Annotated in this window: 33 protein-coding genes and 1 tRNA gene; 14 read left to right on the top strand and 20 right to left on the bottom strand. The window is 58.7% G+C overall.

The genetic code is table 11. The annotated features are described in order from the left end of the window. Positions 1 to 12 precede the first annotated feature (12 nt). From ribB to ACRZ95_RS05000, 4 genes are read left to right on the top strand one after another with little or no spacing between them, the layout of a single operon-like run. On the top strand, positions 13 to 1,134 hold the full coding sequence (gene ribB, locus ACRZ95_RS05015) for a 3,4-dihydroxy-2-butanone-4-phosphate synthase (RefSeq protein ID WP_170665386.1): 1,122 nt from the start codon (positions 13 to 15) through the stop codon (positions 1,132 to 1,134). A 2-nt stretch (positions 1,135 to 1,136) separates the two neighbouring features. Then, entirely contained in the window at positions 1,137 to 1,688 is a 552-nt protein-coding gene (locus ACRZ95_RS05010) for a 6,7-dimethyl-8-ribityllumazine synthase (RefSeq protein ID WP_170677526.1), read from the top strand. After that, the gene (gene nusB / locus ACRZ95_RS05005) at positions 1,685 to 2,167 is read left to right on the top strand and encodes a transcription antitermination factor NusB (RefSeq protein ID WP_170677528.1); all 483 of its coding nucleotides are present in this window, start codon (positions 1,685 to 1,687) and stop codon (positions 2,165 to 2,167) included. The genes ACRZ95_RS05010 and nusB overlap by 4 nt, the downstream gene beginning before the upstream one ends. Positions 2,168 to 2,226: 59 nt before the next feature. After that, positions 2,227 to 2,532, top strand: coding sequence for a hypothetical protein (locus ACRZ95_RS05000; RefSeq protein ID WP_170470220.1), 306 nt, complete (start codon positions 2,227 to 2,229; stop codon positions 2,530 to 2,532). 213 nt (positions 2,533 to 2,745) lie between these two features. On the opposite strand, the gene ACRZ95_RS04995 is transcribed toward ACRZ95_RS05000, so the two are convergent. Together ACRZ95_RS04995 and ACRZ95_RS04990 are read right to left on the bottom strand one after the other, a co-directional pair. Beyond that, a complete protein-coding gene (locus tag ACRZ95_RS04995; protein WP_170677530.1) occupies positions 2,746 to 3,171 on the bottom strand; it encodes an SRPBCC family protein in 426 nt (141 codons plus the stop codon). Beyond that, complete coding sequence (locus tag ACRZ95_RS04990; protein ID WP_170677532.1) at positions 3,168 to 3,488, bottom strand: ArsR/SmtB family transcription factor; 321 nt, start codon at positions 3,486 to 3,488, stop codon at positions 3,168 to 3,170. The genes ACRZ95_RS04995 and ACRZ95_RS04990 overlap by 4 nt, the downstream gene beginning before the upstream one ends. Positions 3,489 to 3,603: 115 nt before the next feature. On the opposite strand from ACRZ95_RS04990, the gene ACRZ95_RS04985 reads away from it, so the two are divergent. Further along, positions 3,604 to 4,035: an MmcB family DNA repair protein gene (locus tag ACRZ95_RS04985; protein ID WP_170677847.1), complete on the top strand. Its 432-nt coding sequence runs from the start codon at positions 3,604 to 3,606 to the stop codon at positions 4,033 to 4,035. A gap of 6 nt (positions 4,036 to 4,041) precedes the next feature. On the opposite strand, the gene ACRZ95_RS04980 is transcribed toward ACRZ95_RS04985, so the two are convergent. Continuing rightward, entirely contained in the window at positions 4,042 to 4,230 is a 189-nt protein-coding gene (locus tag ACRZ95_RS04980; RefSeq protein ID WP_170677534.1) for a DUF6324 family protein, read from the bottom strand. A 78-nt stretch (positions 4,231 to 4,308) separates the two neighbouring features. Here ACRZ95_RS04980 and ACRZ95_RS04975 point away from each other — a divergent pair, with 78 nt between their 5' ends. Both ACRZ95_RS04975 and ACRZ95_RS04970 read left to right on the top strand, forming a co-directional pair. Next, positions 4,309 to 4,791 carry a GNAT family N-acetyltransferase gene (locus ACRZ95_RS04975; RefSeq protein ID WP_170677536.1) on the top strand — a complete coding sequence of 161 codons (483 nt, stop codon included), beginning with the start codon at positions 4,309 to 4,311 and terminating at the stop codon, positions 4,789 to 4,791. 47 nt (positions 4,792 to 4,838) lie between these two features. Further along, positions 4,839 to 4,915: transfer RNA gene (locus ACRZ95_RS04970), tRNA-His, on the top strand. Positions 4,916 to 4,995: 80 nt separating this feature from the next. Here the strand turns inward: ACRZ95_RS04970 and ACRZ95_RS04965 are convergent. The 11 genes from ACRZ95_RS04965 to secG form a co-directional block, all read right to left on the bottom strand. Then, the gene (locus ACRZ95_RS04965) at positions 4,996 to 5,802 is read right to left on the bottom strand and encodes an ABC transporter permease (RefSeq protein WP_170470205.1); all 807 of its coding nucleotides are present in this window, start codon (positions 5,800 to 5,802) and stop codon (positions 4,996 to 4,998) included. Then, entirely contained in the window at positions 5,799 to 6,686 is an 888-nt protein-coding gene (locus ACRZ95_RS04960; protein WP_170376284.1) for an ABC transporter permease, read from the bottom strand. Before ACRZ95_RS04960 ends, ACRZ95_RS04965 begins: the two co-directional genes overlap by 4 nt. Positions 6,687 to 6,767: 81 nt before the next feature. Continuing rightward, entirely contained in the window at positions 6,768 to 7,517 is a 750-nt protein-coding gene (locus ACRZ95_RS04955) for a transporter substrate-binding domain-containing protein (RefSeq protein ID WP_170677538.1), read from the bottom strand. A gap of 34 nt (positions 7,518 to 7,551) precedes the next feature. Then, positions 7,552 to 8,328 carry an ABC transporter ATP-binding protein gene (locus ACRZ95_RS04950; RefSeq protein ID WP_480554594.1) on the bottom strand — a complete coding sequence of 259 codons (777 nt, stop codon included), beginning with the start codon at positions 8,326 to 8,328 and terminating at the stop codon, positions 7,552 to 7,554. A gap of 125 nt (positions 8,329 to 8,453) precedes the next feature. Beyond that, positions 8,454 to 9,197: a PhnD/SsuA/transferrin family substrate-binding protein gene (locus tag ACRZ95_RS04945; RefSeq protein WP_170677849.1), complete on the bottom strand. Its 744-nt coding sequence runs from the start codon at positions 9,195 to 9,197 to the stop codon at positions 8,454 to 8,456. 5 nt (positions 9,198 to 9,202) lie between these two features. Further along, positions 9,203 to 9,640, bottom strand: coding sequence for a tellurite resistance TerB family protein (locus ACRZ95_RS04940; RefSeq protein ID WP_170487737.1), 438 nt, complete (start codon positions 9,638 to 9,640; stop codon positions 9,203 to 9,205). Positions 9,641 to 9,660: 20 nt separating this feature from the next. After that, complete coding sequence (locus ACRZ95_RS04935) at positions 9,661 to 10,110, bottom strand: tellurite resistance TerB family protein (RefSeq protein ID WP_170470193.1); 450 nt, start codon at positions 10,108 to 10,110, stop codon at positions 9,661 to 9,663. A 42-nt stretch (positions 10,111 to 10,152) separates the two neighbouring features. Then, complete coding sequence (locus ACRZ95_RS04930; RefSeq protein ID WP_170677542.1) at positions 10,153 to 10,446, bottom strand: DUF1330 domain-containing protein; 294 nt, start codon at positions 10,444 to 10,446, stop codon at positions 10,153 to 10,155. A 62-nt stretch (positions 10,447 to 10,508) separates the two neighbouring features. Continuing rightward, positions 10,509 to 11,285, bottom strand: a complete 777-nt coding sequence (locus ACRZ95_RS04925) for an isocitrate lyase/PEP mutase family protein (protein ID WP_170677544.1) — start codon at positions 11,283 to 11,285, stop codon at positions 10,509 to 10,511. 97 nt (positions 11,286 to 11,382) lie between these two features. Further along, entirely contained in the window at positions 11,383 to 13,026 is a 1,644-nt protein-coding gene (locus ACRZ95_RS04920; RefSeq protein WP_170487733.1) for a CTP synthase, read from the bottom strand. 160 nt (positions 13,027 to 13,186) lie between these two features. Continuing rightward, positions 13,187 to 13,552, bottom strand: a complete 366-nt coding sequence (secG, locus tag ACRZ95_RS04915; protein ID WP_170376300.1) for a preprotein translocase subunit SecG — start codon at positions 13,550 to 13,552, stop codon at positions 13,187 to 13,189. Between the two features lie 150 nt (positions 13,553 to 13,702). Between secG and nthA the strand changes: the two genes are divergently transcribed. From nthA to ACRZ95_RS04890, 5 genes are all read left to right on the top strand, one after another. Beyond that, the gene (nthA, locus tag ACRZ95_RS04910; protein WP_170677546.1) at positions 13,703 to 14,317 is read left to right on the top strand and encodes a nitrile hydratase subunit alpha; all 615 of its coding nucleotides are present in this window, start codon (positions 13,703 to 13,705) and stop codon (positions 14,315 to 14,317) included. Further along, positions 14,314 to 14,991 carry a nitrile hydratase subunit beta gene (gene nthB, locus ACRZ95_RS04905; RefSeq protein ID WP_170677548.1) on the top strand — a complete coding sequence of 226 codons (678 nt, stop codon included), beginning with the start codon at positions 14,314 to 14,316 and terminating at the stop codon, positions 14,989 to 14,991. Before nthA ends, nthB begins: the two co-directional genes overlap by 4 nt. Next, positions 14,988 to 15,317: a nitrile hydratase accessory protein gene (locus tag ACRZ95_RS04900; protein WP_170677550.1), complete on the top strand. Its 330-nt coding sequence runs from the start codon at positions 14,988 to 14,990 to the stop codon at positions 15,315 to 15,317. Before nthB ends, ACRZ95_RS04900 begins: the two co-directional genes overlap by 4 nt. A gap of 219 nt (positions 15,318 to 15,536) precedes the next feature. Beyond that, on the top strand, positions 15,537 to 16,832 hold the full coding sequence (locus ACRZ95_RS04895; protein ID WP_170487726.1) for an adenylosuccinate synthase: 1,296 nt from the start codon (positions 15,537 to 15,539) through the stop codon (positions 16,830 to 16,832). After that, positions 16,832 to 17,074, top strand: coding sequence for a DUF2842 domain-containing protein (locus tag ACRZ95_RS04890; RefSeq protein ID WP_170470166.1), 243 nt, complete (start codon positions 16,832 to 16,834; stop codon positions 17,072 to 17,074). Before ACRZ95_RS04895 ends, ACRZ95_RS04890 begins: the two co-directional genes overlap by 1 nt. A 151-nt stretch (positions 17,075 to 17,225) precedes the next feature. On the opposite strand, the gene ACRZ95_RS04885 is transcribed toward ACRZ95_RS04890, so the two are convergent. Further along, complete coding sequence (locus ACRZ95_RS04885) at positions 17,226 to 17,786, bottom strand: GNAT family N-acetyltransferase (RefSeq protein ID WP_170376311.1); 561 nt, start codon at positions 17,784 to 17,786, stop codon at positions 17,226 to 17,228. Positions 17,787 to 17,962: 176 nt separating this feature from the next. Next, positions 17,963 to 19,576, bottom strand: a complete 1,614-nt coding sequence (locus ACRZ95_RS04880) for a hypothetical protein (protein WP_170677551.1) — start codon at positions 19,574 to 19,576, stop codon at positions 17,963 to 17,965. Positions 19,577 to 19,699: 123 nt separating this feature from the next. Here ACRZ95_RS04880 and ACRZ95_RS04875 point away from each other — a divergent pair, with 123 nt between their 5' ends. After that, a complete protein-coding gene (locus ACRZ95_RS04875) occupies positions 19,700 to 20,407 on the top strand; it encodes a thiamine diphosphokinase (RefSeq protein ID WP_170677553.1) in 708 nt (235 codons plus the stop codon). Here the strand turns inward: ACRZ95_RS04875 and ACRZ95_RS04870 are convergent. The 4 genes from ACRZ95_RS04870 to ACRZ95_RS04855 are packed head-to-tail and all read right to left on the bottom strand — an operon-like array spanning position 20,352 to position 23,826. Next, the gene (locus ACRZ95_RS04870; RefSeq protein ID WP_170677555.1) at positions 20,352 to 21,266 is read right to left on the bottom strand and encodes a DMT family transporter; all 915 of its coding nucleotides are present in this window, start codon (positions 21,264 to 21,266) and stop codon (positions 20,352 to 20,354) included. The two genes, ACRZ95_RS04875 and ACRZ95_RS04870, sit on opposite strands and share 56 nt — an antisense overlap. 45 nt (positions 21,267 to 21,311) lie before the next feature. After that, entirely contained in the window at positions 21,312 to 21,728 is a 417-nt protein-coding gene (locus ACRZ95_RS04865; RefSeq protein ID WP_170677557.1) for a GFA family protein, read from the bottom strand. 21 nt (positions 21,729 to 21,749) lie between these two features. Next, the gene (locus tag ACRZ95_RS04860; RefSeq protein WP_170677559.1) at positions 21,750 to 23,123 is read right to left on the bottom strand and encodes an L-serine ammonia-lyase; all 1,374 of its coding nucleotides are present in this window, start codon (positions 23,121 to 23,123) and stop codon (positions 21,750 to 21,752) included. A 1-nt stretch (position 23,124) separates the two neighbouring features. Then, on the bottom strand, positions 23,125 to 23,826 hold the full coding sequence (locus tag ACRZ95_RS04855; protein WP_170677851.1) for a glutathione S-transferase family protein: 702 nt from the start codon (positions 23,824 to 23,826) through the stop codon (positions 23,125 to 23,127). 169 nt (positions 23,827 to 23,995) lie between these two features. On the opposite strand from ACRZ95_RS04855, the gene rpiA reads away from it, so the two are divergent. Further along, positions 23,996 to 24,784 (top strand): ribose-5-phosphate isomerase RpiA, encoded by a 789-nt coding sequence (gene rpiA, locus ACRZ95_RS04850; protein WP_170376321.1) that lies wholly within the window; start codon positions 23,996 to 23,998, stop codon positions 24,782 to 24,784. The last annotated feature ends 49 nt before the right edge of the window (positions 24,785 to 24,833 follow it).

Here is a 24,833-nt window from a genome sequence, read left to right as displayed (position 1 = left end):
AAAGGCTGCCCCATGAGCTTTGAAACCCCCGGCCCGGTCGAGGCCCAGCTGCGCGATGCGATCAGCCCGATCGAGGACATCATCGAAGAGGCCCGCGCAGGCCGGATGTATATCCTCGTTGATCACGAGGATCGCGAAAACGAAGGCGATCTGGTCATTGCCGCAGAATTTGCCGATGCCGAGGCGATCAATTTCATGGCTACCCATGGGCGCGGCTTGATCTGCCTGCCGATGACGGCTGAACGGGTCGAAGCACTGGCCCTGCCGATGATGGCGGTGAACAACTCTTCCCGCCATGAGACGGCGTTCACGGTTTCGATCGAAGCGCGTGAGGGCGTGTCGACCGGTATTTCCGCCGCAGATCGCGCGCTGACCGTTGCAACTGCGATCAATGAACAGAACACGATGGCCCATATTGCAACACCGGGTCACATCTTCCCCTTGCGCGCCAAGCGGGGTGGGGTGCTGGTCCGCGCAGGCCACACTGAGGCTGCCGTGGATATCTCACGCCTGGCCGGGTTGAACCCCTCGGGCGTGATCTGTGAGATCATGAAGCCCGACGGCACCATGGCCCGTCTGCCCGATCTGGTCGAGTTCGCCAAAACCCATGACATGAAGATCGGTACGATCAGCGACCTGATCACCTATCGCTCGCGCAATGACAACCTCGTGGTCGAAACCTCGCGCGAGATGGTTTCGTCGGAATACGGCGGCGAATGGGAAATGCGCCTGTTCACCGATCAGCTTCACGGCATCGAACATGTCGTCATGATCAAAGGCGACATCACCACGCCCGAGCCTGTCCTGACCCGCACCCACGCGCTGCACGAAGCGCCGGATATCTTGGGCCTCGGTCCGAAGTCCTCTCGTGAATTGCCACGCGCAATGGAGAAGATCGCGGAAGAGGGCCGGGGGGTCGTCTGTCTGTTCCGCCAGCCGCGCAACTCTCTCTATGCAGCCGAAGATGAAGGCCCGCGGACCATCAAGCAAACCGGTCTGGGATCTCAGATCCTGTCCAAACTGGGCATTCAAGAGCTGGTCCTGCTGACCGACTCGCCCGAAACCGTATATCTGGGGTTGGACGCGTTTGGGCTTTCCATCGTTGGCACCCGTCCGATCCTGAAGGAAGACTAATCATGGCTGAGCAAGACAAACATGGCATTTTGCCGACACCCAGCTTCGACAAGCCGGTGAAGTTGCTGATCGTCGCGGCGCCTTTCTACCGCGCGATTGCCGACAACCTGATTGCAGGTGCGAAGGCCGAGATCGAAGCAGCTGGCGGCAACTGCGAAGTCGTCGAAGTTCCCGGCGCGTTGGAGATTCCGACCGCCATCGCTATGGCCGACCGTCAGTGCGACTTCGACGGCTATGTTGCGCTGGGCTGTGTCATTCGCGGCGAGACCACGCACTATGAAACCGTCTGCAACGACTCCAGCCGTGCGATCCAATTGATGGGGCTGCAGGGGCTTTGCATCGGCAACGGCATCCTGACCGTCGAGAATGACGATCAGGCCGAAGTCCGTGCCAACCCGGAAAAGATGAATAAAGGTGGCGGAGCAGCTGCTGCGGCCTTGCATCTGATCGCGCTCAGCCGTAAGTGGGGCTCTTCCAAAAAGGGCGTGGGCTTTAAGCCGCCGTCCGAGTCCATCCTTGTGGCGGGCGACAGAAACGGATCCACGACAGCATGACCCAGACAGACGCGCCGAAACCGGCCAACCAGAAACGCCTGATGAAATCCGCCGCTCGGCTTTATGCCGTTCAGGCGCTGTTCCAGATGGAGCAATCAGGGCAGACGACCGAATCGGTCGTGAATGAGTTTCTGGATCACCGGTTCGGCGCCGTCTATGAGGGCGAAGAAATGTTGGACGGCGACATCAGCGTCTTTCGGTCGCTGGTCGACAATGCGGTGAACTATCAGGCACCGATCGACCAGATGACCGACCGTGCTCTGGTCGCCAAATGGCCGATCTCACGCATCGACCCAACCCTGCGAGCGCTGTTCCGTGCCGCCGGGGCCGAGCTGACCCAAAGCGACACGCCGCCCAAAGTGGTCATCACCGAGTTCGTTGACGTTGCACGCGCCTTCTTCCCTGAAGGCAAAGAGCCGAAATTCGTCAACGCCGTGCTGGATCACATGGCCCGTGAGGCACAGCCCGAGGCATTCTGACGCCTTTACTCGAACCAAACATGCGCTAACCTGAATGTCATAGCGCAATGAGGTTCGCCATGCCCAAACTGATCCGCCTGTATATCACGCAAGTCGCCTGGGGTTTCGTTATCTCGGCCGTGTTTGTAGGGGTGCTTCTAGCATTTAACGTGGCAAACCTCCGTCATTTGATCACCAGTTCGGAAATCGGTCTGGTCGCGCTTGTGATGATCTGGTTCATGAACGGGATCGTATTTGCCGGTGTTCAGTTCGGCTACAAGATCATGAGCATGGCAGAAAAACCTGGCGGCCCACGTCGCGGCTCGCCTGTGGTCGACAGCTTCAAGCCGGCATTGGCCAAGCAGGAAGCGCGCGCAGAGCGCTGAATTTCATGGAAAATGTGGCGGGACCACCAGTCAACCGTGCGGTGTGATTCCCGAGGACCTGTATGTACAGGTGGGCGCCAGGTAATCAGGCCAGGACCTGAACAGAGCCAGCCCCCTCGGAATTGCTTAAGGCCACCAGAATGCTACCAGTCACAAGAAGGGCAGAACCCGCCAAGCGCCTACGTAGGGCGTCCGGCGGGTTTACACAAGGGGTCAGGCGTCAACAGTTTCGTGCAGCGCCGTGCGCATCTTGCCGAAATGCTCATCCCAGCCGTTGTCGAGCGCAAGGATCAGGCCGAACGCATCCGCACCCTGAGGCAAACCTTCATGTTGAAGGCTAAGCTTTGTACCGCCTGCGACAGGGGTCAGAGTCCATTTGACTAGACTGACCGCGTCTCCCATTGGCTTCACAGTGAATGTGTATTCAAGATATTCAGGTGCACGTGCTTCCCGTACCTCGCCCCAGATCAGCAGGTCGCTGCTGGTGGTCCCGAACATTTGCAGTTTGCTTCCTTTGGTCAACGTGCGATCCGGTTTGTGAAACCACTCTGCCAGCCGTTCGGGCTCAGTCAGATAGGCCCAGACGATATCTGGATCGGCCCGTAGAAAAATCGTCTTTTGCAATACGGCATTCGTCATTCTTTATTCCTTTCAATAGCTTCCTTAAGAGAGTTGAGGCGGTCGTCCCAGAACTGGTCAAAGTAGCTGAGCCAATCCAAGACAGGGGCCATGCCCTGTGGTTCAATTCGGTTGATGCGTTCTCTGCCGCGGGCTTCCACCGTAATCAGCCCACCATCAGACAAGACCGTCAGGTGCTTTTTGACGGCAGCCCTCGTCATGTCGAACCGGTTCGTCAACTGCCCGATCGTCATGTCCTGAGAGGCAAGCAGTTTTATGATGTCCCGACGGGTTGGGTCTGCCAGCGCACGGAACGCGTTTTGGGTAAGGGTTTGCATTTGTCGCCTCGGTAGAGATACCATTTGGTATTGTATTGATGGGATACCAAATGGTATCATGTCAAGTGTTGAGCGAAGACTTTACTTTTGTTCACTAATTGTTCACATTCTCAGTATGACACTGGATTTACAGCCTGGACAGAAACTTGCGCGCGGCGTCGCGCGCCATCTCACTACCCACGGTTTTGTTTCCGTTGAAGAATTTGTGCCGACGCGCGGGCTGCGTGTTGATGTGATGGGGTTGGGTCCAAAGGGTGAGCTTTGGGTGATCGAGTGTAAATCCAGCCGTGCCGACTATCAGTCAGATGCGAAGTGGCAAAGCTATCTGGAGTGGTGCGATCGATTTTTTTGGGCTGTCGATACTGAGTTCCCAACGGACCTGTTACCGCAGGAAACCGGTCTGATCATTGCCGATGCTTATGATGCCGAAATCATTCGCATGGCACCCGAGGACAAGCTGCCTCCGGCCCGGCGTAAGAAGATGATCCAGAAATTCGCGACCGATGCAGCGCGTCGATTGCAGGCGCTGCGCGATCCGCGGCTGTGACGCAGTTCAGCCTTTGACGGCCAGGGCAGCCTGTGCGGCGGCACGCAGCTCGTCTGCGATCTCTTCGGCTTCCTCGGGATCGAAATCCATCGGAATCTCAAGGCCATCTGCCTCGACAAACAGACGTACCATACCCTGATCTGTGGGGCCGATCTGAAGGTTGGCCTGAATGTCGCGTTCGGTGTTGATACCCATACTCGCCTCCGGGGACTGAGCGTTCCTGCTAGCGCGCACGGGGTTGAGAATCAAGCGGCCTTTGCGCTCTGATACGGTATGCAGAATGTAAGCATCAGATCCTTTCAGCCCCAGGATGCGCCTTGGTTGGTTGAGCGTCACGGAACCCTCTATGCCCGCGATGAGGGGTTTGATGACAGCTTCGCCCCGCTGGTCGCACGCATTCTGGATGGTTTTATTGCCGATCATGACCCAGCGTGTGAGAAGGGCTGGATCGCCGAGGCAGAAGGCCAAAGACTGGGGAGTATCTTTTGCGTCAAACTGGACACGCAGACCGCAAAACTGCGCCTTTTTCTTCTTGTGCCCGAGGCGCGCGGTCTGGGGCTGGGAAAGAGGCTTCTGAGTACCTGTATGGGCTTTGCCAAGGCGGCTGGGTACCATCAAATGCAGCTATGGACGCATGAAAGCCACAAGACCGCCTGCGCCTTGTACCAGTCCACCGGATGGCAGCTGGTGGACAGCAAGCCAGTGCATTCTTTTGGTGTCGATCTTGTCGAACAAAGCTGGAAAATTAGGCTTTAATCCTCTTGCATTCCCGTGGCGTGTTCGGTACATCGCCCCTCACAAGTGCCGCCTTAGCTCAGTTGGTTAGAGCGCTGGATTGTGGATCCAGAGGTCCCCTGTTCAAGCCAGGGAGGCGGTACCATTTCCCAAATTTTCTAACAAAAAACCGCGCTGTAAGCGCGGCGTAGAGTGTTTGATTTTGATGCTCAGGCGCGCTGGAGATCAGCGCGCCAGGTTCAGCCGCAACTTCATCTTGCTTTTCCGAGCGGCGGGCAGGTGCCTGTTCAGTCGCTTGTTGACCAGTCCAAAGCCCCAGATGATGACCAGCGTCAGCAGGATGAAATAGAAGGCCAGAATCGGATAGGGGATGAACGGGTTGAAGGTCTTGTCCGCGAAATAACTGGCGTAATACAATGCGTCTCCGCGCTGCTGCCACGCCGGGAAGGCTGAGAAAAAGACCAGCGTTGTCGCGTGGAACAGAAAGATTGCCTCGTTAGTGTAGGCGGGCCAAGCCAGTCGCAGCATGGTCGGCCAGACAATCCGGCGGAAGCGGGCCCAGCCGGTCATGCCATAGGCATCTGCGGCCTCGATATCACCCTTGGGGATTGAGCGAAGGGCGCCATAGAAGATCTCACCCGTATACGCGGCTGTGTTGAGGAACAGTACGATCAGCGCCCCCAACCAGGCTGACGTCAGGGCGTCGAACATCGGATAGGGCTTCTTCAGCGACAGGAAGAAGAAATAGGCAAAGAAGAACTGGATGAACAGCGGAGAACCTCGGAACAGAAAGATGAACCATTCCGAAGGTTTGCGCAGCCATTTGTTCGGAGAGGCTTTGCCGACGGCCAGCGCAGTGGCCAGAAAGAAGCCAGTCGCAAGGGCCATGATGCCGAAATAGACATTCCAGATCATACCCGAGCCGATCAGCGTGAACTGTTCGCACAGGGTAAAGTCTGATTTGGGTAGCAGGCGTTCGCCAAGGCCGACAGAGCGCAGGGCGTAGTCCTGGATCGTCTGGATGCAGCTCATGCCGTCGTCTCCTTGCGCAGCAGCTCTCCGCCGGATGTGGCCTGACCGTGGGACAGGCGGCGCATCAGCTTTTCAAGCACAATTTCCGAGACGCGGGTCATGCCGAGGTAGAAGATCAGCAGGAACAGGAAATACCACATGCGCCAGTCGCCATGGGGGTAATCGGTGAAGCGCGAAGTTTTGGTGCCACCCAACTCACGCGCCCAATAGACAATGTCTTCGATGCCCAGCAGGAACAGAAGCGGGGTGGCCTTGATCAGCACCATCCACAGGTTGGACAGGCCGGGCAGAGCGTAGACCCACATTTGCGGTACAAGAATGCGCCAGAACGTTTGGCGGCGGGTCATGCCATAGGCCTCGGCCGTTTCAAGCTGAGCATGTGGCACGGCGCGCATACCGCCGAACAGAACGTTGGCCGCGAATGCGCCAAAGACGATGGAAAAGGTGACAACGGCCAGAAAGAACCCATAGGTCTCGTGAACCCATTCCGGGGCGCTGCCCAAAGGCAGTTTGGCGGCCTGACAGACGATGAAGTCATTGCCTTGACGGACCGGATCCGTCCATTCGGGACACATGACCTGGTGGCGCGTCCACTCAAAGGCCTGATCCAGAGCGATCACAAAAAACAGGAAAAATGCGATGTCCGGAACGCCGCGCACGATGGCGATGTAACCTTTGCCCAGCCAGCTGAGCGGCGCGACATGTGACCTGGCTGCCATCGCGCCCGCAAAGCCAAAGCTCAGCGCGACCGGAGCGGTCACGGCCAGCAGGCCAAGTACCTTGAGGAAGGACAGGTAGAACGACCAATGCACGCCGTTGGTCAAATAGCAGGAAAACCAGCGGAATGTGCCCAGCGTGTCGGGATCAGCGCAATAGGAAAACATGTGGCGTCTTTCGAACGTCAACTCCGGCGCGAGGCCGGGGCAGGTTCGGCACCTTCAAGACGCCGAACCTTTTAGTGCAGATCAGTTGGAAACGACAGAACCGTCGGCGTTGTAGGTCGGAACGCCTTCGCCGAACCATTTGACGATCAGTTCGTTCAGCGAACCATCCGCTTTCATCGAAGTGATCGCTTCGTCGAACTTGCCGCGCAGTTCGCCGTCGGATTCACGGATACCCAGGCCGATACCGCCGCCCAACGGAACGTCATCGCCTACGAAGACCAGCTCACCAGCCGATTCTTCGACGATCGGCACAAGGAAGTCCTTGTCGGCAAACACGGCGTCTGCTTCACCGTTGCGCACGGCTGCGATGGTTTCTTCGGGGGTCGCGAACTCGACCAGAGTCGCGCCGGACTCAGCTACGTGACCCGCTTGAATGGTTGCAGTCTGAGCCGCAACGATGCCGCCGCCTACGTCAACTCCGTCCGATGCGCCAACATAGGCCGACGCCGCAGGAGGGAAGTAGTTTTGAGTGAAATCAATCACTTCATCGCGCTCATCGGTGATCGACATACCTGCGATGATGGTGTCGTAGTTACCCGAGACCAGGTTCGGAATGATCGAGTCCCAGTCGTTCTTGACCCACTCGCATTCCAGGTTTGCGCGCTTGCACAGCTCGTCGCCCACTTCACGCTCGAACCCGTCGATTTCGCCGGCATCATTGATGAAGTTGTACGGAGGATAGGCGCCCTCGGTGCCCATGCGGACGGTGTCGGCCATGGCGATACCGGTGGTCAGCGCCAGTGCTGCGGTGGACAGAATCAGGTTTTTCATTGGTTACTCCCCAGTTTGGTTCTGTTTCTGAAACTTATGCCGCCTGAGTGGCGGAAAGAAAGCCCCGAAGCCGTTCGGATTCAGGCGCGGTAAAGATATCCTCGGCGCTGCCTTCCTCTTCGATCCGGCCTTGATGCAGGAACACCACGTGGCTTGAGATATCGGCGGCCATCTTCATGTCATGGGTCACGATGATCATCGTCCGGCCTTCGGCGGCGAGATCCTTGATCACCTTGATCACTTCCTGCTCCAGCTCGGGGTCGAGTGCCGAGGTGGGTTCGTCGAACAGCAGCGCTTCGGGTTCCATGCACAGGCCGCGCGCGATGGCCGCGCGCTGTTGCTGACCACCGGACAGTTGCGCAGGGAAGACATCGCATTTGTCGCCGATGCCGACCTTTTCCAGATATTTGCGCGCGCTGTCTTCCACTTCGGCCTTGTCACGGCCCAAAACGGTCACCGGGGCCTCCATGACATTTTGCAAAATGGTCATATGTGCCCACAGATTGAATTGCTGGAACACCATGGAAAGATTGGTACGAATGCGCAGAACCTGTTTGGGATCGGCAGGTCGGCGGGCGCTGCCCGAGCCGCTCCATTTGACAGGTTCACCCTTGAACGTGATCTCCCCCTGCTGGCTGTCTTCCAGAAGGTTGCAGCACCGAAGCAAGGTGGATTTGCCCGAGCCAGAGGACCCGATGAGCGAGACCACATCGCCACGTCTCGCAGTGATATCCACGCCCTTGAGCACCTCGAGATTACCGAAGCTTTTGTGAAGGTCCTTGATCTCGATTACGGCAGAGGCGTCTGTCACGGAAGCTCCAGTCATGAGTGGTGTTGGTGCGGTAATAGGGCGGAAAATCCGGCGCAATGCAATGCGCAAAACACAGATTCGAGCGGGGAATCAATCAAAATGACCAAAGGTCGTGATCAAATTGGTTAGCTGCTGCGCAACTGTGCTTCGGGCGAAGGCGCAGTTGGAATGGCGAGGTACGCGCTTGCGGGAATTTTGATCAACCCACGGATGCGCAGATTGCCTCGATCCTCATCCGTCAGTTCATCAATGGCGGCCTGAACCGCGGCTGCGATCCGAGGCGCATCCTGCGATTTCGACGTGATATAGGGCAGTCCGGGGGTCGGTTCGGTTTTGGCAACGTCGCGCAATGCGTCTCCCAGATCGGTATTCGCCTTGAGAAGCTCCCAGGTCAGCGCATCGAGCGCGGCGAAATCGCTCATGCCCTCGGCCACGGCTTGGGCCGAATTGGCATGCGCTCCGGTTTGCTGCAGGTGTTTCTGTGCAAGCCCCATTCGGGACAAATGGGTGATCGGCGCGGACCAGCCGGATTGAGAGAGGGGTTCGTTATAGGCAAAGACCCCGTCCGTCAGCTCCGCCAGACTGCGCGGATCATCGGCGCGGGCGACAAAGACGGATCTGTAGTAACCTGCGGGGCAGCCGGGCAGACCATAGTCCGGCGTGCCGATCAGTTGCACCGCGTCATGAAGCTGCGTTCGGTAGGGCATGCCGCAGGTTTGGGCAAAGATCAGATCGGGATCGCGCCAAATTGCCCAGAAATCGCGCGACCGCTCCAGACTGGCGGGACCGAACCCCAAATGCGTCCTGATCAGATCCCAGAAGCGATTATTGGAGGCGCGCAGGGCGGGCATGTCATACATGCCCAGCATCGCTGTCACGCTTTGGCTGCCTTCTGACGGGCGAGGGCTGAATCCACATCGCTGACACCCAATAGGCTGACGACAAGGCGCAGCAGCGAATCCTCCTCGCCAGTCCTTTGCCCATCTGCGAGGGCGACCGACCACATGGCCTGCACAACGGCTAGGCGGTCATCGTAGGCGACGGCCTCTTTGATGGCGCGGGTGAAGCGGACGGTGTCGGGGGCCTCGGCCTCAAGGTCTTCGGCGCGGGCGCGCAGGCCAGCGGCCTCAAAAGGCGACAGTCCATAGCGTTCTACCGAGACCTTGTCGATTCGGGCCATTTCCGAGTCGGCGTAGTCATTGTCGGACCGGGCGATGCGTACCAAAAGCGCCGTCAGCGCTAGGCGGGCGTCATCTTCGGCCAGAGGGTCGGGGTCAGGCTGTGTCAGCCGGGACAGAAAATCACGAAACATGAGACAGATATAGAGGCAGGTTAGTGAGCTTCCAAGCGGCTTTGCACGCGTTCACGGGCGGATTTGCTGTCGTTGAAGCTGAGTCCCATCGCCATGCGGGCCTCTTCAACGATCTTGATCTCACCCTCATCCGTGTCACCATCGGCCAACACAACCTCCCACAGCGCGTCCAGCGCGGCGAGGCGTTCGTTCAGGTCGGTGGTTTCGCGGATCAACTTGCCAAACGTGTCGGTTTCCGGTGCAGCTGCGTGCAGTTTCTCGCAGGTGGCGCGGACTTTGGCGGCCTCGATCGCGTTGTGCTGATAGAGGCGGGCCAGAATGCGATCAATCAGGCTGATCTCTTCCAGTTTGTAGTCCCGGTCCGCTTGCGCAACACGCACCATCAACGCACCCAGCGCCAGTTCAGCGTCGGGGTCGGGCAGGTGTTCTGTCTGTGGCGGTCGAAACGCTTGGAAGAATTTTTTCAACATGAGGCCAATCTAATCCATATTTTGTGGCGCGCCAAGTTGAGACTACCCGTCATAGCCCTCAATGATCACAAGATCGCCGAGAGAGACAGGATCGCGCAGTGCTTTGGCCTTTTGGTAGCCTTCGCTTTCGTAACAGGCGAGAGCCTGTTCGTAGCTGGGAAACTCGATCACGACCGTTCGTGCCCGTGCTGCGCCCTCTCTGACCTCGCGTGAGCCGCCGCGCACCAGAAAGCGGGCGCCATAGGTGGAGAAAGGTTCTGCATTCGCTGCGATATAGTTCTTGTATGTCTCCATATCGTCGACATCGACATGGGCCACCCAGTAGCCTTTGCTCATGCAGCTCTCCCGTATCGGTTTAGCGCAAGGTGCGAAGTTTGCGTAAAAATTGCAAGCTGCGCTTATCCGGCGTAGCCGATGGCCCCACGCGCCTGTTCGGTTAGCCATGCGATCATCTGGCGATAGGGCACCGGGCCGTAGCTTATCCGGGCCACGCCGATCTTGGCGAGTGTCGCTGAGTCTGGTGTTCCCGGCAGAGCGATGATGTTGACCGGTAACTCGGTGGCCTGACACAGCTGTCGGATCATGGCCTCGTCCTTCAGGCCGGGGGCAAAGAACCCGCTGGCCCCTGCAGATTGGAAGGCCGAAGCGCGGGCTATGGCATCTTCAAGCATCGCAGAATCATGCGTGTCGGCCGGTGCTTTCAGGAAAATGTCCGTGCGGGCATTGATATAGGCGGGAATACCGGCCGCGTCGCAGGCCTTGCGCATCGCCTCGATTCGCGCGGCTTGATCGGGAATGGTGTGAAGGCCGTCCCCCCCAACGATCTGATCCTCAAAATTGAAGCCAACAACACCGCAATCCAACGCCCGTGCCGTATTGTCGGCGATGCCTGCAGGATCGACGGCATAAGCCCCTTCAAAGTCCAGGGTTACGGGAAGATCAACAGCGCTGACGATGCGCTTTGCGTTGTCCAGCGCGGCTTCCAGCGGGATGTGCTGACCGTCCGCATAGCCTTGCGCCATCGCGACCGGAGCGCTGCCTGTTGCGATCGCCTGCGCGCTTGCATCGCGCACCGCGGCGGCGCTGCCCGCGTCCCAGATGTTGAACAGGATGACCGGGTCGCCTTTGATATGCAGGCGCGTGAAGGTTTCAGCACGTTGGGCTTGGGTCGTCATGGGGTATCTCCTGTCGAAACTCGATCAACAGTTAATCCCATGACGCCAGAATCCTAAGCGCTTAATTGTGTCGGTACATCACGTTGCAGCGACCGGATCAGACCAGTCGAGAACTGTCCTTGGCCGCGCGCACGAAGTCGCGGAACAGGGGATGCGGGTCAAACGGCTTGGATTTCAGCTCGGGGTGATACTGAACGCCGATGAACCACGGGTGATCCGACCATTCGACAATCTCGGGCAAGCGGCCATCGGGGGACATGCCCGAGAAGTTAAGGCCCGCTTTTTCAAGCTGCTCGCGATATTTAATGTCGACCTCATAGCGATGGCGGTGGCGTTCCTCGATCTGAGTGCCGCCATAGACATTCGCAACTTTCGACCCTTCGGCGAGAACCGCGTTGTAGGCGCCAAGGCGCATGGTGCCGCCCTTGTCGTCGCCCACTTTGCGTTCGACCTTGTGGTTGCCCTGCACCCATTCCTTGAGATGATAGACCACCGGTTCAAACCGTTTCTTACCTGCCTCGTGGTCGAACTCTTCCGAGCCCGCCTCGGTGATACCAGCCGCATTGCGCGCGGCTTCGATCACAGCCATCTGCATGCCGAGACAGATGCCCAGATACGGAACCTTGTGCTCGCGCGCGTATTGCGCGGCTTTGATCTTGCCTTCAGTGCCGCGTTCGCCAAAGCCGCCGGGGACGAGGATGGCGTGGTAGCCTTCCAGATAGGGGGCGGCATCTTCGTGGTCGAACACCTCGGCATCGACCCATTCGATCTTGACCCTGACGCGGTTCGCCATGCCGCCATGGGTCAGCGCCTCGGCAATCGACTTATAGGCGTCTTCCAGCTGGGTATATTTCCCCACGATGGCAACCTTCACCTCGCCTTCGGCGTTATGGATGCGGTCGCTGACGTCCTCCCATTTGGCCAGATCGGGCTTGGGGGCAGGGCTGATCTGGAACGCGTCCAGAACCGCCTGATCCAAACCTTCCTTATGATAGGCCAGAGGCGCGTCGTAGATGGTGGACAGGTCCTGCGCAGCGATCACACTATCGGGTCGCACATTGCAGAACAGGGCCAGTTTCTCACGCTCTTTCGTGGGGATCGGCCCCTCGGACCGGCAAACCAGAATATCGGGGGCCAGGCCAATCGAGCGCAGCTCTTTCACCGAGTGCTGGGTCGGTTTGGTTTTCAGCTCACCCGAGGCCTTGATGTAAGGCAGCAGGGTAAGGTGCATAAAGATACACTGACCGCGCGGCTTGTCCTGGCTGAACTGACGGATGGCTTCGAAGAAGGGCAGACCTTCGATATCGCCCACTGTGCCGCCGATCTCACACAGCATGAAATCGACCTCATCCTCGCCAATGGCGATGAAGTCCTTGATCTCATTGGTGACGTGCGGGATCACCTGAATGGTCTTGCCGAGGTAATCTCCGCGGCGCTCTTTCTCCAACACGTTGGAATAGATCCGCCCCGAGCTGACCGAGTCGGTCTTGCGCGCGGCCACACCGGTGAAGCGCTCATAGTGACCAAGGTCCAGGTCGGTTTCAGCGCCATCATCGGTGACGAAAACCTCGCCATGCTCGAAAGGCGACATGGTGCCAGGATCGACGTTCAGATAGGGGTCTAGCTTGCGCAGACGCACCGAGTATCCCCGGGCCTGCAACAGCGATCCCAGGGCCGCCGAGGCCAGTCCTTTACCCAAGGACGAAACCACACCACCAGTGATGAAAATAAAACGCGCCATGTTTTTTCGGCTGCTCCCGTGAGACGTCAATATCAGCTGCCCGACGGTTCCGAAAAACCGCTGCATCACGGGACTTCACGTATAAAGGATTCGCGCCAATAGCGCAAGAGAACCGCAAGATGCTGTTGCAGTTCTCTTTCAGGTTTCTAGGTTTTGTGGCTTAGTCGGCCTGCGGGATCAGCGGAGCGTTGTCGCCCTGTGCCGGAGGCAGCAGGTCATCTGCAGACGGAACTGCAGGTGCGCTTTCTTCAGTCGCGGCCGGAGCCGGAACGCCCAAACGGTCGATGACCGAGCTGCCCGAGGACTTCTGCGCTGCCAGAATCGTTAAGGTGATCGAGGTGACGATAAAGCAGGCAGCCAGGATCCATGTCACTTTGCCCAGGGCCGTTGCAGCTGCGCGGCCTGTCATGGCGCCGCCGCCACCGCCACCCATGCCAAGACCGCCACCCTCGGACCGCTGCATCAGAACGACGGCGATCAGGCCCAAAGCCAGAAGAAGATGGATGATGAGAACGACGTTTTCCATGGTGGTCCTGTACAGCGTGGCGTGTATCGCGTGGTACTTATGCAAGTTTGGTTCTGGGGGCAAGTCACGAGTTGGCATCACAGGTGATGATGTTGCACATCACGCCAAAGGGACTGGACAGATCGGTCAGGCTTGGCGCACCCTGCGGTCATGCCTCATGATCATTCTGACCACCCGCACGCCTTGCTGCCCCCCGAACCCGCGCTGCGCGTCAAAGCGCTCGAAACGATTCTGACCCGGAAGGGGTTGATCGACCCGGCGGCGCTGGATGAAATCATCGACACCTACCAGAACAAGATTGGCCCGCAAAACGGCGCGCGCGTTGTCGCCAGGGCCTGGAGCGATCCTGCGTTCAAAGCCGCATTGCTTGAAGATGCAACGCCGGTTGTCGCCGAGCTTGGTTACTATGGTCGTCAAGGCGAACATATGGTGGTGGTCGAAAACACACCGGAGCAGCACAACATGGTCGTTTGTACGCTTTGCAGTTGCTATCCGTGGCCGCTGCTTGGTATCCCGCCCGGCTGGTATAAATCCGACGCCTACCGTGCCCGCGCCGTGCGCGAACCGCGCAAGGTTCTGGCTGAGTTTGGTGTGACGCTCGCCGAGGACACAGCGGTACGCGTCTGGGACTCCACGGCCGAGATTCGCTATCTTGTGTTGCCCATGCGTCCCGAGGGGACTGAAGGGTTGGGCGAAGAGGAACTCGCGGCTTTGGTCACGCGCGACAGCATGATCGGCACGGGCCTGCCCAAGGAGGCATCATGACGCGCGTTCACGATATGGGAGGGCGGTTTGGAGACGGCCCGATCAACCCGGAAGCTGAAGACGCTCCCATCTTTGCCGAAGACTGGCACGCGCGGGCCTTGGCCGTAACGCTGGCCTCGGGCTTTTTGGGGCAATGGAACATTGACACATCGCGCCACGCGCGTGAGCAGCTGTCGCCGAAGGACTACACCCGGTTTTCCTACTATGAGAAATGGATCTCTGGGCTGGCTGATCTGCTGGTCGCCAAAGGGGTGCTGACCCTCGAAGACCTGCGTGGAGAAGCCTCGGTCGAGGATCATCCACTGGCGGACCGCATGTTGAAAGCGCAAGCCGTCGCAGCTGCATTGGCCAAAGGCGGCCCTGCGGACCGCAACTCGAACATCGCGACGCAGTTCGAGGTCGGACAGATGGTGAAAACAGTGCGACCCGCCGCGAACCGTTTGGTGGATGGTGGACACACACGTTTGCCGAACTACGCCGCTGGTGCTCAAGGGCGGATCCTTCACATGCACGGCACGCACGTTCTGCCTGATTCTAACGCCCACGGGCTGGGAGAGGCCCCAGAGCCTCTCTATGCCGTATCTTTCCTGGCGTCCGAGCTATGGGCCGATCCGGAACACCCCAAGGACGAAGTGGTGCTGGACCTTTGGCAATCCTATCTGGAGCCTGCATGAGCAGCTGCATCACAGCCTCCGCGCCGGAGCCTGTGTTCTCAGAACCCTGGCATGCGCAGGTCTTTGCGGTCACCGTCGCGCTGAACGAGGCGGGGCGTTTTGACTGGCCCAACTGGGCAGACCGGTTTTCGCACACGTTGAAACGGAACGGTCTGAACAAAGAGCTGGATGGCGGGGATGACTACTTCCAAGCATGGCTTGAAACCCTTGAAGCCCTGTTGGCTGAACAAGGGGATGCACGCTCGGATGAGGTCACCTTGCTGCAGGGAGCTTGGGAAGAAGCTTATCTGACCACGCCTCATGGTAAACCGGTCCGTTTGCCGTAAAGCGAGTTGGGGGCGCTGCCCCCGCCGCCTTTGGCGACTCCCCCGAGATATTTTCGGCCAGATGAAGCAGGGGATCCGTACTTCATCTGGCTAAAAATATCCCCGCCGGAGGCATTGCGCGCAGCGCGATTTGCAGATGCGGCGAAATATCGGTTTCCCTACCGTCTGAGCCTCGTTATATCAGCCGAGTTTGATATCTTTTCGCGAAAAGGACCGGATATGGCCAACGTGGTTGTTGTCGGCGCCCAATGGGGTGACGAAGGAAAAGGCAAGATCGTCGACTGGCTCAGCGAGCGGGCAGACGTGATCGCGCGTTTTCAGGGCGGGCACAATGCCGGCCACACTCTGGTTATTGATGGCGAGGTTTACAAACTGCATGCGTTGCCCTCGGGCGTAGTACGCGGCGGTAAGCTCAGCGTGATCGGCAATGGCGTGGTGCTGGACCCGTGGCATCTGGTCAAAGAAATCGCGACTGTCCGCGCTCAGGGCGTTGAGATCACGCCCGAGACGCTGATGATTGCCGAGAACACCCCTCTGATTCTGCCGATCCACGGTGAGTTGGACCGCGCGCGCGAGGAAGCAGCGAGCAAAGGGACAAAGATTGGTACCACGGGGCGCGGGATTGGCCCCGCATACGAAGACAAGGTCGGACGCCGTTCGGTGCGTGTTGCCGATCTTGCCGACGAGGCGACGCTGGAAGCCCGTGTTGATCGTGCGTTGCAGCACCACGATCCTTTGCGCAAAGGTCTTGGGATTGAACCTGTTGACCGCGATGCTCTCCTGGCGCAGCTCAAAGAAATTGCAGCGGAAATTCTGCCTTTTGCGGCGCCGGTTTGGAAGGTTCTCAACGAAAAACGCAAGGCGGGCAAACGTATCCTTTTCGAAGGCGCGCAAGGTGCGCTGCTGGATATCGACTTTGGCACCTATCCTTTTGTGACGTCCTCGAATGTGATCGCTGGTCAAGCGGCGACAGGTGTGGGGATCGGGCCGGGCTCGATCGACTTCGTGCTTGGGATCGTCAAAGCCTACACAACCCGCGTGGGTGAGGGGCCGTTCCCAACCGAGCTTGAGGATGCCGATGGTCAGCGACTGGGCGAGCGTGGGCATGAGTTCGGCACGACTACTGGCCGTCAGCGCCGCTGCGGATGGTTCGATGCCTGTCTGGTGCGTCAGACCTGTGCAACGAGCGGGGTGAACGGGATCTCTCTCACCAAGCTCGATGTGTTGGATGGTTTCGAAACACTCAAGATCTGCACAGGCTATGAGTTGGATGGTGAGCGTCTGGACTATCTGCCGACCGCCGCCGATCAGCAGGCGCGCTGCACGCCCATCTACGAAGAGATGCCCGGATGGAGCGAATCCACCGAAGGCGCGCGCAGTTGGGCGGATCTGCCCGCAAACGCGATCAAATACGTGCGCCGGGTCGAAGAGTTGATCGAATGCCCAGTGGCGCTGCTGTCCACCAGCCCGGAGCGGGACGACACCATTCTGGTGACCGACCCGTTTGCAGACTGATGTCTGACGACAAGACACCCGGGCTCAGCTACAAGGCGCGCAGGCGTTGGTCTCTGTTCATTCTAGTGATCGGCCTGCCTGTCTATATTGTCGCCGTGGTCACGGTGGTGAATTGGTTGGATCGTCCTCCGATCTGGCTTGAGCTGCTGGTTTACGTGGCGTTGGGCATCCTGTGGGCTTTGCCCTTCAAGTTCGTGTTCAAGGGCGTCGGGAAAGAAGACCCGGACCAAAAGTCCGATTGATCAGTATCTCTGCTTGGGTCACAGGCTCGTGTCATTTCCCTGCGCGACACCGAGACAGTGAGATGAGGGCAAGTCCGAAGTTTCAGCTTCGGGCTGTCGGGTTCAAAGAACGCATTTGGTCGTCGAAGGCGCTACGCGTCTTTGTCTGACCCTAGCCGGTTCGCCGATCGTTTCCCGGCCAGCTTAGAATAGCTCGGGCCATGGCATGATACTCGCCCGAGATTTCTTCGGCGACACTGAAGGGGGTGGGCCAGGGCGCTGTCAGGGTCGCCTCAATCTGTCCTGTCGTCAGTTTCAGCTCGGCCTCGTGTTTTGCAGCCAGACGGCGCATTTTTTGATTGGTGGCAAGGCACAACATATGGACTTCGCGAAATCCACGATTGCGGGCAGCAGTGACTATCCGCGACAGCAGAGCATCGCCGATCCCTAGGTCCTGCCAGACGGTTTCAACGGTGAAGGCAAGTTCAGCCACGTGGTTGTGGCTGTCCGGAACAGCCCGCAATTCTCCGACGCCGCGCAGGCAGGAATCGGGGAACGCGCCAAATACCAGCGCAGAATTTTTGAATATGCCTGAGAGATAATTCTCAACAAAGGCCGGGCTGACCGGTACGCCAAATCGAGATGTCAGTGCTTCTGCATCGAGGCTCTTGAAATGGCTTTCTATTTTGGGCTTGTCGAATGCTCTGAGGCGTCGAATTGGTAGTTCATACATGGCGGAGCCTTGATTTGAACACGAACTTAAAGATCTGTTACCTTTACTCAGAAGATATCATTTTTCTGCAATGCAGCATAGCGGCATCATGTCCGCAACGGGATTTCATAGCGAAAGTGCAAGAAAAATGGGTCGAAGAAATCTCCGACCCACTCTCGATAGCGGCAAAAAGGATATCAGCCTACGGCGCGTTCACCTTCCGGGCGAAATCCGATGTCACTTGAGGCCGCAAAGCGCCCTCCGCCGGCTTTTTCGATTTTGCCGTCGCGTAGAAGCTGTCCGAAAGACTTCAGGCTTTCTTCGCGATTGAACTCATCCTGTTTCAGCGAGCGGACCTTGTTCATCAATTGCGGGCGCGAGAACTGTTCCTGCCCTTCGATGAAGGACAAGTACGCCGCAGCCGCTTCGAGAAGGTCGGACAGAGACTGCGCGCCCTGATCCTGTGCAAATTGTGCAAAGCCGCTTTCTTCTGACGCGTCCTCGGACTGATCCGAGGTGACACGGCGGGGGGTCACCGGGCCAGTATCCGCGTTGGGCGCGTCAATACGCTGCTCGGCGACCAGCTTCAGAGGGGCCGCCATGTCTGCATCAGGGCGTTTGCTGGTGACCTGAACATCGTCTGGGCGGCGAGGGCTGACGACCGAGGCCAAATCGCCACGATACTCTTCATCAGTCGCGGCCTGCTTGGCCACATCTTCCGCCGAGGTTGCAGCAACGGCCGTACGCAGATGGGAATAGGCCTCACGTGTGCCGCTAGCGGCCGGGTCGTCCATCTGCTCATCTGCTTTTGCCATCAGGCGCGAGACATCCTGATCCAGATCCGAGGACGCCACGGTCGCTTGCGCATCCATTTCCTCTTCGATCTCGTCAATCTCGAGGAACAGGCTTTCTTCATCCTCAGCGGTCAGAACACCTTGCTGATCGTCTTCCGTTTCGTCTGCCGGGCTGAGGACATTCTCAATCTCATCGCTGTTATCGGTTGCCGTCTCGACGTCTTCGTCGAAGATCACCTCGGGGGCCTCTTCTTCCTCTGAGTCTTTAAACTCGATTTGCATTGGGGTCTCATCTTGCAAATCAAGCGGCGCCGATTCCATGGCTGGCGCATCCGGCAGTTCCGGCGCGTGTGCCTCTTCAACGGCTTCGACGGCAGGTGCCTCGGTAGGGGCCGGGGCCTGAGGGGCCAGATCTTCGGGGCTCAGCGAACCTGCTGCAAAGGCGGCTGAGACAGCGTCCATCGGCGCCGGGGTGTCGGCCGTTAGGGGGGCGACCTCTTCCTCGGCATAGTTGTCCGTATCCACGTCCGAATGGGAAACAACCGCGCGGATACGTTGCAGCTTGGCGGCCAGGCTATCGGGCGCCGGGTCCGCGTCGGCATCGACCGGCGCAGCTTCGGAAAAGAAAGATGCGGCAGTGTCTGTTTCAGGTGTCGCAGAGGGGGTCGGCTGGACAACATTCAGATCGGGCGATTGGGGCATGGCGTTATCCTGTGGCAGGGTCGCTTCAGGGGCGGGGGGCGTTTCAATACGGGGGGGTGTTTCCGTGGCGCGCAGAAGCAGGCCGGTATCGCTTGGGCGCGCTTCAACCTGTTGCACGTTGTCGCGCTGTGCAATCCGCGTCAGCATTTCGGCGTCAGGTTGCGGGGGTTCAGATCCAAAGTATCTGTCTTCCGCCGCAAGATCGCGGAAGTATTCTGCTATGGCTTTCATAGTCTCGAAAGAGTCATCGAACCCTTCCAAAGTGCACGAGAAAGTCCCATAGGAAACGGTCAATACCTTGTTGTTCTGTACCATCAGACATGCGTCCTTTACAAACTAACTGAGCCGATCCGCCCGGACAGGGGCAACCCGATCGACTCGGAACTAACTGCATGAACCTATCATTTTGTGGTCTCAATGTGTCCAAATCCGGGAAAAATGATCAATCTTAGAAAAAATGGGGCAATTGTACGTTCAAGTGGCCCAATCGGGCTGTTTGGAGGGGGGCAGATCGGCCCTGAAGACCTGAATTTGGTGCTGAATAGCGTCACAATTGCGGTTGCGGCGGATGGTGGAGCCTCGGTTCTGGTCGATTCGGGGCGGATTCCGGATGCCGTGATTGGTGATTTCGATTCGTTGTCCCCTGAAATCAGAACTCGTATTCCTCAGGATCGCCTTTTTCCGATTGCGGAACAGGACAGCACGGATTTCGACAAGGCACTGCGGAACGTGCACGCCCCTTTGGTGTTAGGGGCTGGATTTTTGGGAGGGCGGCTGGACCATCAATTGGCGGTCTTGAACACTCTGGTCCGGTATCCGGACAAGGCGTGTGTTCTGATCGGCGCGCATGAGGTCGTGTTCCATGCGCCGCCCAGCATCGTGTTGGATCTGACGCCGGGCGCAGTTGTTTCTCTCTTTCCTCTGAAAAATGTCACCGGGCGCAGCCGCGGGTTGGAGTGGCCGATCGAGGGGCTTCACTTCGATCCGAGCGGGCAGGTGGGCACCTCGAACCGTGTCATTTCAAAGGTTGAGCTTCAGATGGACGGCCCGGGAATGTTGGTGATGGTACCTCGTAGCGCTCTGGATCAAGTCATGCAGGCGTTTCAGTCGGGGCTGAGCGCGCCGTGGCCCTCTCGCGCAGAATAACATAGAGCCCTGCGGCGATCGTGATCAGGATGCCAAGCGCAGCCAGACCGTTCGGCAGGTCGTGAAAGATCAGCCAGCCGATCAGGGTGGCGACGGGGATCTCAAGATACTGCATCGGTGCCAGCGTTGCCGAAGGCGCATAGCGCAGCGACCATGTCATAAACAGATGGGCGAAAGTACCCAGTATCCCGATAGACAGAAGCAGCCAGTGTTCGTTGCCCGAGGGGAGGGTGAACGAGAGCTCCCAGATCTCAGACTGCGTTCCCCAGATCAGAAGCGGCAGTAGCAGGATCGTGGCAAACACGCCCGAGACGGCCTGCAGCGACATCGGGTCGGTCTCTTTGGCGATCTGGCGCGTGACCAGCATGAACAAGGCAAAAACAACTGCAACGATCAGCGGCAAAAGCGCGGGTACACCGACTTCGGCGAAGCTGGGTTGAATGACCAGAAGGGTTCCGGCGAACCCGACGATACAGGCCGCAAGGCGGCGGTGCCCGACCTCTTCGTTCAGTATGTATTTTCCGAGCAGCAGCATGATGAAGGGCATCACGAAGGCGATGGCGACCGCATCAGCCAGGGGCAGGAATTGCAACGCCGAGAACATCGCGGTGATGCCAGCGATGTGCAAAAGCGTGCGGATCACGGTCAGCCGCAGAATACGGCCCCGCATGCGCCATGGCCTGCCGGTCATCGCGACCAAGGGCACAAGGATCGCCGCCTGAATGGCAAAACGCACGAAGACCAACAGCGCCAGCGGGGTTGTTTCCCCCAACAGCTTTGCCAGCGCATCCCCCATCGGGGCAAGCACGCAGAAACCAAGCATCAGTACGATGCCGAATACGGGACGATCCTGAGTCATGGCCGCGACGCTAGCTGTTTCCCGGGGCCGAGAAAAGCTCTGTTCTCAAGCCTCCGGCAGGGGTTGAACCTTGGTGTAGTCCGGGCCGATGCAGGTGGGCAAATCATCGCCCAGTTTCAGCCAACTCAGCTTCTCTTCATGTGACACATGAAGAGTTGGCTCTAGGGCTTCGGGGCTCTCTAGCGTCGCGACATAGAGGTGAAGAACGTCCGACATCTTGGTCGACCGAAATGAGATCGGAGTTCCACAATGCGGACAGAAGCTCCGCTCGACCCCAAGCGAAGAGTTGAAGCGCTTCGGTTCTTCTCCGGTCCAGCGCCATTGGCCGTCGCGCACCCCGAAATAAGTCGTCATCGGAGCGGCACACTGGCGGCGGCAACTGTCGCAATGGCAGGAGACGCAGGACAAGACCGGAGGATCAACTTCGTACGCGACCTTGCCACACAAACAATGTCCTCGCATTTCGCCACCTCCTGTCTCACCTCAGCAGTTCGGGACGTTTACGGCCAAACCACCCAACGAGGTTTCTTTGTACTTCTCATGCATATCATGCCCGGTCTGACGCATGGTCTCGATCACCGCATCTAGGGGCACAAAATGCTGCCCATCCCCGCGCAATGCAAGCGACGCGGCCGAAACGGCCTTTATCGCGCCAAGGCCGTTTCGCTCGATGCACGGCACCTGAACCAACCCTGCAACCGGATCGCAGGTCATACCCAGATGGTGTTCAAGCGCGATTTCAGCGGCGTTTTCCACCTGCTCGGGCGTGCCACCCATGACGGCGCAAAGACCAGCCGCCGCCATCGCCGAGGCACTGCCTACCTCGGCCTGACATCCAGCCTCAGCCCCTGAGATCGAGGCGTTGAATTTCACCAACCCCCCAATGGCACCTGCGGTCAGAAGGAAATCCTCAATATGGCTTTCGGATGCGCCGGGCACGTGGTCGAGGTAGTAGCGCAGTACCGCAGGCAGAACCCCCGCCGCGCCGTTGGTTGGCGCGGTGACCACCTGACCTCCGGCCGCGTTTTCCTCGTTCACGGCCATGGCATAGACGCTCATCCAATCGTTGATTGTGTGCGGCGCGGTCAGGTTCATACCGCGCTCGGCCATCAGCGCATCATAGATACCCTTGGCACGGCGACGCACGCTGAGGCCGCCGGGCAGGATGCCATCGGTGGTCAGGCCACGCTCGATACAGTCGTCCATCACCTGCCACAGCCGGGCAGAGCCTTTGGCAAAGCTATCCGCGCAGCCACGTGCGATTTCGTTGGCGCGTTTCATTTCGGCAATGGACTTGCCGCTGGACTTTGCCATCTCCAACATCTCGACGGCGGATTTGAAGGGGAAGGGCACCGGGGCGCCTTCGTCGGTGGCCTTGCCAGCGGTCAGTTCCTCTTCGGTCAGAACAAAGCCGCCGCCGATCGAGTAGAAGACCTGCCGCAATATCACATCGCCCTGCGCGTCGGTCGCCATCAGGATCATACCGTTGGCGTGGCCGGGCAGATTGTGATCGTAGTCAAAGACCAGATCGGTCTTGGGGTTGAAGGTCAGCGTCGGTAGTCCTTCAGGCGTTACCGTGTGCGTTTCCGCAATCGCTGCCAGCGCGGCCTCGGCCTTGTCGTTGTCATATGTGTCCGGCACGAAACCGGCGAGGCCAAGGATGGTGGCGCGGTCGGTGGCATGACCCACTCCGGTAAAGGCCAGCGAGCCGTGTAGTGAGCCGCGCAGCCCGGCAAATTCAAACGGCGATGCACGCATCATGTCCAGAAAACGCCCGGCGGCCACCATGGGGCCCATGGTGTGGGATGAGGACGGGCCGATGCCCACTTTGAACATATCGAAGACAGAGAGAAACATGTCAGATAGCTGAGCCTTCTGGAGGGTTGGCATAGATAGGTGAGGTGAACGGCGTGGCCCCAAGACCTTCGGCGGCTGTTGCCGTTCGCGTTGCGGGACGCATCTCTAGCTTTGCCAGGATGCGCTGAAGATAGGGCGTATCGGCGAGTTGGTACCAGCTGCGGTCCGCATTGGATGGGTAGAGCGCCATCCACCGCATCATGCAGCCGATATAGTATGTCAGAACTGACGGCTGATCAGCGCTGAGCCAGTCCGGAGCCTGTGCGGCGACCGCGTCCAGAATTTTCAGATGAGTGCGCAGCCTTGGGCGTATTCCGGCCCGCAGGGTCTCGGCCTGTCCTGGGTCTATGTATTTCTCGGCATAGAACAGGATGCGCAGATCGGCATGGAGCGTGTTTGACGCGAAAAACAGCCATTTCAGAAAGGCGGCCCGGTCAGGGCTGGAAGACGCGGGCGCAAGTTGCCCATGGCTGTCGGACAGCCACAGCAGAATGGCAGCCGTTTCGAATATCGGCCCCTGAGGGGTTTCGAGAACCGGGATCAGCCCGTTCGGGTTCAACGCTCGGTAGGCTGCGCTGTCTTGCGCGTTCTGACGACGATCAACCAGCACCGTCTCATAGGGCTGATTCATTTCATCCAGCACCAGCCGGATCACCAGCGAGGCGTTGTCAGGGGCATAGTGCAGGCGATAGGGCGTCATCATAGGGACTAGATATACAGCAACCGAAACCTGAAAAGCCTTGTTTGCGACGTTTCCGATAGGAAACGCGCAATTGAGCGACATCTTTCGCATCCGGGCGACGTGAATTGGGTCTCGAAGTTGGGTGGAGCATTGCATATAAGTCTTGCAGACTATTTGGGGAAGACTGCCAATGACCGCGGATTTGTCGCCAATCGACACAGCCAAATACGTTGCGGCGTACCGCGCGGCCGACATGGTCGAAGACGGAATGCGGGTGGGGCTGGGCACCGGCTCGACTGCCGCCTGGCTTGTTCGCCGTCTGGGCGAGCGTGTCCAGCAAGAAGGCCTGCGCATCAAGGGAGTACCCACCTCAACCCGAACCGCGCAACTGGCGCGTGAGGTCGGGATCGAGGTCGTGTCACTGGATCAAGCCGGATGGCTGGACCTGACGATTGACGGCGCGGATGAGTTCGACGGTGATCTGAACCTGATCAAGGGCGGAGGCGGTGCGCATCTGCAGGAAAAGATCGTGGCGACGGCCAGCGACCAGATGGTGGTGATCGCCGATGCCGGGAAAGAGGTCGAAACGCTCGGCGCATTCCCGCTGCCGGTCGAGGTGATCCCCTTTGGCTGGCAGACCACTCGAACGTTGATCGAAGAAGTTCTGGACACGATGGATGTGCTTGGCACCAACTCTGCCCTTCGCATGAATGGTGAGGCCCCGTTTGTGACCGATGAGGGCAACCATATCCTCGACCTGCATCTGCAAAGGATTGGCAATGCGCGGCAGATGGCGCTGGTTTTGAACCAGGTGCCGGGTGTCGTCGAGAACGGGCTGTTCATAGACATCTGCGACAAGGTCGTTGTGGGCTACGGCGATGGCCGGGTCGAGCTGCGCGACATCAATGCCGGAACCGTTGAACTGGACCAGCTCCTCGGGGGCGCCAAGGACAACCTGTTTTCGGATTTTTCGGACTGAGTGGAAGGCGCCATCCCGAGGACGTGTTGGAATATACTGGAAATTTACG

The sequence above is a fragment of the Ruegeria sp. AI3 genome (assembly GCF_056541245.1).
This window is presented reverse-complemented; position numbering and strand designations above follow the sequence as displayed.

Excerpts from the sequence above, each read along its gene's own strand:
- ribB (WP_170665386.1), top strand. The coding sequence starts at position 13 with ATGAGCTTTGAAACCCCCGGCCCGGTCGAGGCCCAGCTGCGCGATGCG.
- ACRZ95_RS05010 (WP_170677526.1), top strand. The coding sequence starts at position 1,137 with ATGGCTGAGCAAGACAAACATGGCATTTTGCCGACACCCAGCTTCGAC.
- nusB (WP_170677528.1), top strand. The coding sequence starts at position 1,685 with ATGACCCAGACAGACGCGCCGAAACCGGCCAACCAGAAACGCCTGATG.
- ACRZ95_RS05000 (WP_170470220.1), top strand. The coding sequence starts at position 2,227 with ATGCCCAAACTGATCCGCCTGTATATCACGCAAGTCGCCTGGGGTTTC.
- ACRZ95_RS04995 (WP_170677530.1), bottom strand. The coding sequence starts at position 3,171 with ATGACGAATGCCGTATTGCAAAAGACGATTTTTCTACGGGCCGATCCA.
- ACRZ95_RS04990 (WP_170677532.1), bottom strand. The coding sequence starts at position 3,488 with ATGCAAACCCTTACCCAAAACGCGTTCCGTGCGCTGGCAGACCCAACC.
- ACRZ95_RS04985 (WP_170677847.1), top strand. The coding sequence starts at position 3,604 with ATGACACTGGATTTACAGCCTGGACAGAAACTTGCGCGCGGCGTCGCG.
- ACRZ95_RS04980 (WP_170677534.1), bottom strand. The coding sequence starts at position 4,230 with ATGGGTATCAACACCGAACGCGACATTCAGGCCAACCTTCAGATCGGC.
- ACRZ95_RS04975 (WP_170677536.1), top strand. The coding sequence starts at position 4,309 with ATGCAGAATGTAAGCATCAGATCCTTTCAGCCCCAGGATGCGCCTTGG.
- ACRZ95_RS04965 (WP_170470205.1), bottom strand. The coding sequence starts at position 5,802 with ATGAGCTGCATCCAGACGATCCAGGACTACGCCCTGCGCTCTGTCGGC.
- ACRZ95_RS04960 (WP_170376284.1), bottom strand. The coding sequence starts at position 6,686 with ATGTTTTCCTATTGCGCTGATCCCGACACGCTGGGCACATTCCGCTGG.
- ACRZ95_RS04955 (WP_170677538.1), bottom strand. The coding sequence starts at position 7,517 with ATGAAAAACCTGATTCTGTCCACCGCAGCACTGGCGCTGACCACCGGT.
- ACRZ95_RS04945 (WP_170677849.1), bottom strand. The coding sequence starts at position 9,197 with ATGCTGGGCATGTATGACATGCCCGCCCTGCGCGCCTCCAATAATCGC.
- ACRZ95_RS04940 (WP_170487737.1), bottom strand. The coding sequence starts at position 9,640 with ATGTTTCGTGATTTTCTGTCCCGGCTGACACAGCCTGACCCCGACCCT.
- ACRZ95_RS04935 (WP_170470193.1), bottom strand. The coding sequence starts at position 10,110 with ATGTTGAAAAAATTCTTCCAAGCGTTTCGACCGCCACAGACAGAACAC.
- ACRZ95_RS04930 (WP_170677542.1), bottom strand. The coding sequence starts at position 10,446 with ATGAGCAAAGGCTACTGGGTGGCCCATGTCGATGTCGACGATATGGAG.
- ACRZ95_RS04925 (WP_170677544.1), bottom strand. The coding sequence starts at position 11,285 with ATGACGACCCAAGCCCAACGTGCTGAAACCTTCACGCGCCTGCATATC.
- ACRZ95_RS04920 (WP_170487733.1), bottom strand. The coding sequence starts at position 13,026 with ATGGCGCGTTTTATTTTCATCACTGGTGGTGTGGTTTCGTCCTTGGGT.
- secG (WP_170376300.1), bottom strand. The coding sequence starts at position 13,552 with ATGGAAAACGTCGTTCTCATCATCCATCTTCTTCTGGCTTTGGGCCTG.
- nthA (WP_170677546.1), top strand. The coding sequence starts at position 13,703 with ATGCCTCATGATCATTCTGACCACCCGCACGCCTTGCTGCCCCCCGAA.
- nthB (WP_170677548.1), top strand. The coding sequence starts at position 14,314 with ATGACGCGCGTTCACGATATGGGAGGGCGGTTTGGAGACGGCCCGATC.
- ACRZ95_RS04900 (WP_170677550.1), top strand. The coding sequence starts at position 14,988 with ATGAGCAGCTGCATCACAGCCTCCGCGCCGGAGCCTGTGTTCTCAGAA.
- ACRZ95_RS04895 (WP_170487726.1), top strand. The coding sequence starts at position 15,537 with ATGGCCAACGTGGTTGTTGTCGGCGCCCAATGGGGTGACGAAGGAAAA.
- ACRZ95_RS04890 (WP_170470166.1), top strand. The coding sequence starts at position 16,832 with ATGTCTGACGACAAGACACCCGGGCTCAGCTACAAGGCGCGCAGGCGT.
- ACRZ95_RS04885 (WP_170376311.1), bottom strand. The coding sequence starts at position 17,786 with ATGTATGAACTACCAATTCGACGCCTCAGAGCATTCGACAAGCCCAAA.
- ACRZ95_RS04880 (WP_170677551.1), bottom strand. The coding sequence starts at position 19,576 with ATGGTACAGAACAACAAGGTATTGACCGTTTCCTATGGGACTTTCTCG.
- ACRZ95_RS04875 (WP_170677553.1), top strand. The coding sequence starts at position 19,700 with ATGATCAATCTTAGAAAAAATGGGGCAATTGTACGTTCAAGTGGCCCA.
- ACRZ95_RS04870 (WP_170677555.1), bottom strand. The coding sequence starts at position 21,266 with ATGACTCAGGATCGTCCCGTATTCGGCATCGTACTGATGCTTGGTTTC.
- ACRZ95_RS04865 (WP_170677557.1), bottom strand. The coding sequence starts at position 21,728 with ATGCGAGGACATTGTTTGTGTGGCAAGGTCGCGTACGAAGTTGATCCT.
- ACRZ95_RS04860 (WP_170677559.1), bottom strand. The coding sequence starts at position 23,123 with ATGTTTCTCTCTGTCTTCGATATGTTCAAAGTGGGCATCGGCCCGTCC.
- ACRZ95_RS04855 (WP_170677851.1), bottom strand. The coding sequence starts at position 23,826 with ATGATGACGCCCTATCGCCTGCACTATGCCCCTGACAACGCCTCGCTG.
- rpiA (WP_170376321.1), top strand. The coding sequence starts at position 23,996 with ATGACCGCGGATTTGTCGCCAATCGACACAGCCAAATACGTTGCGGCG.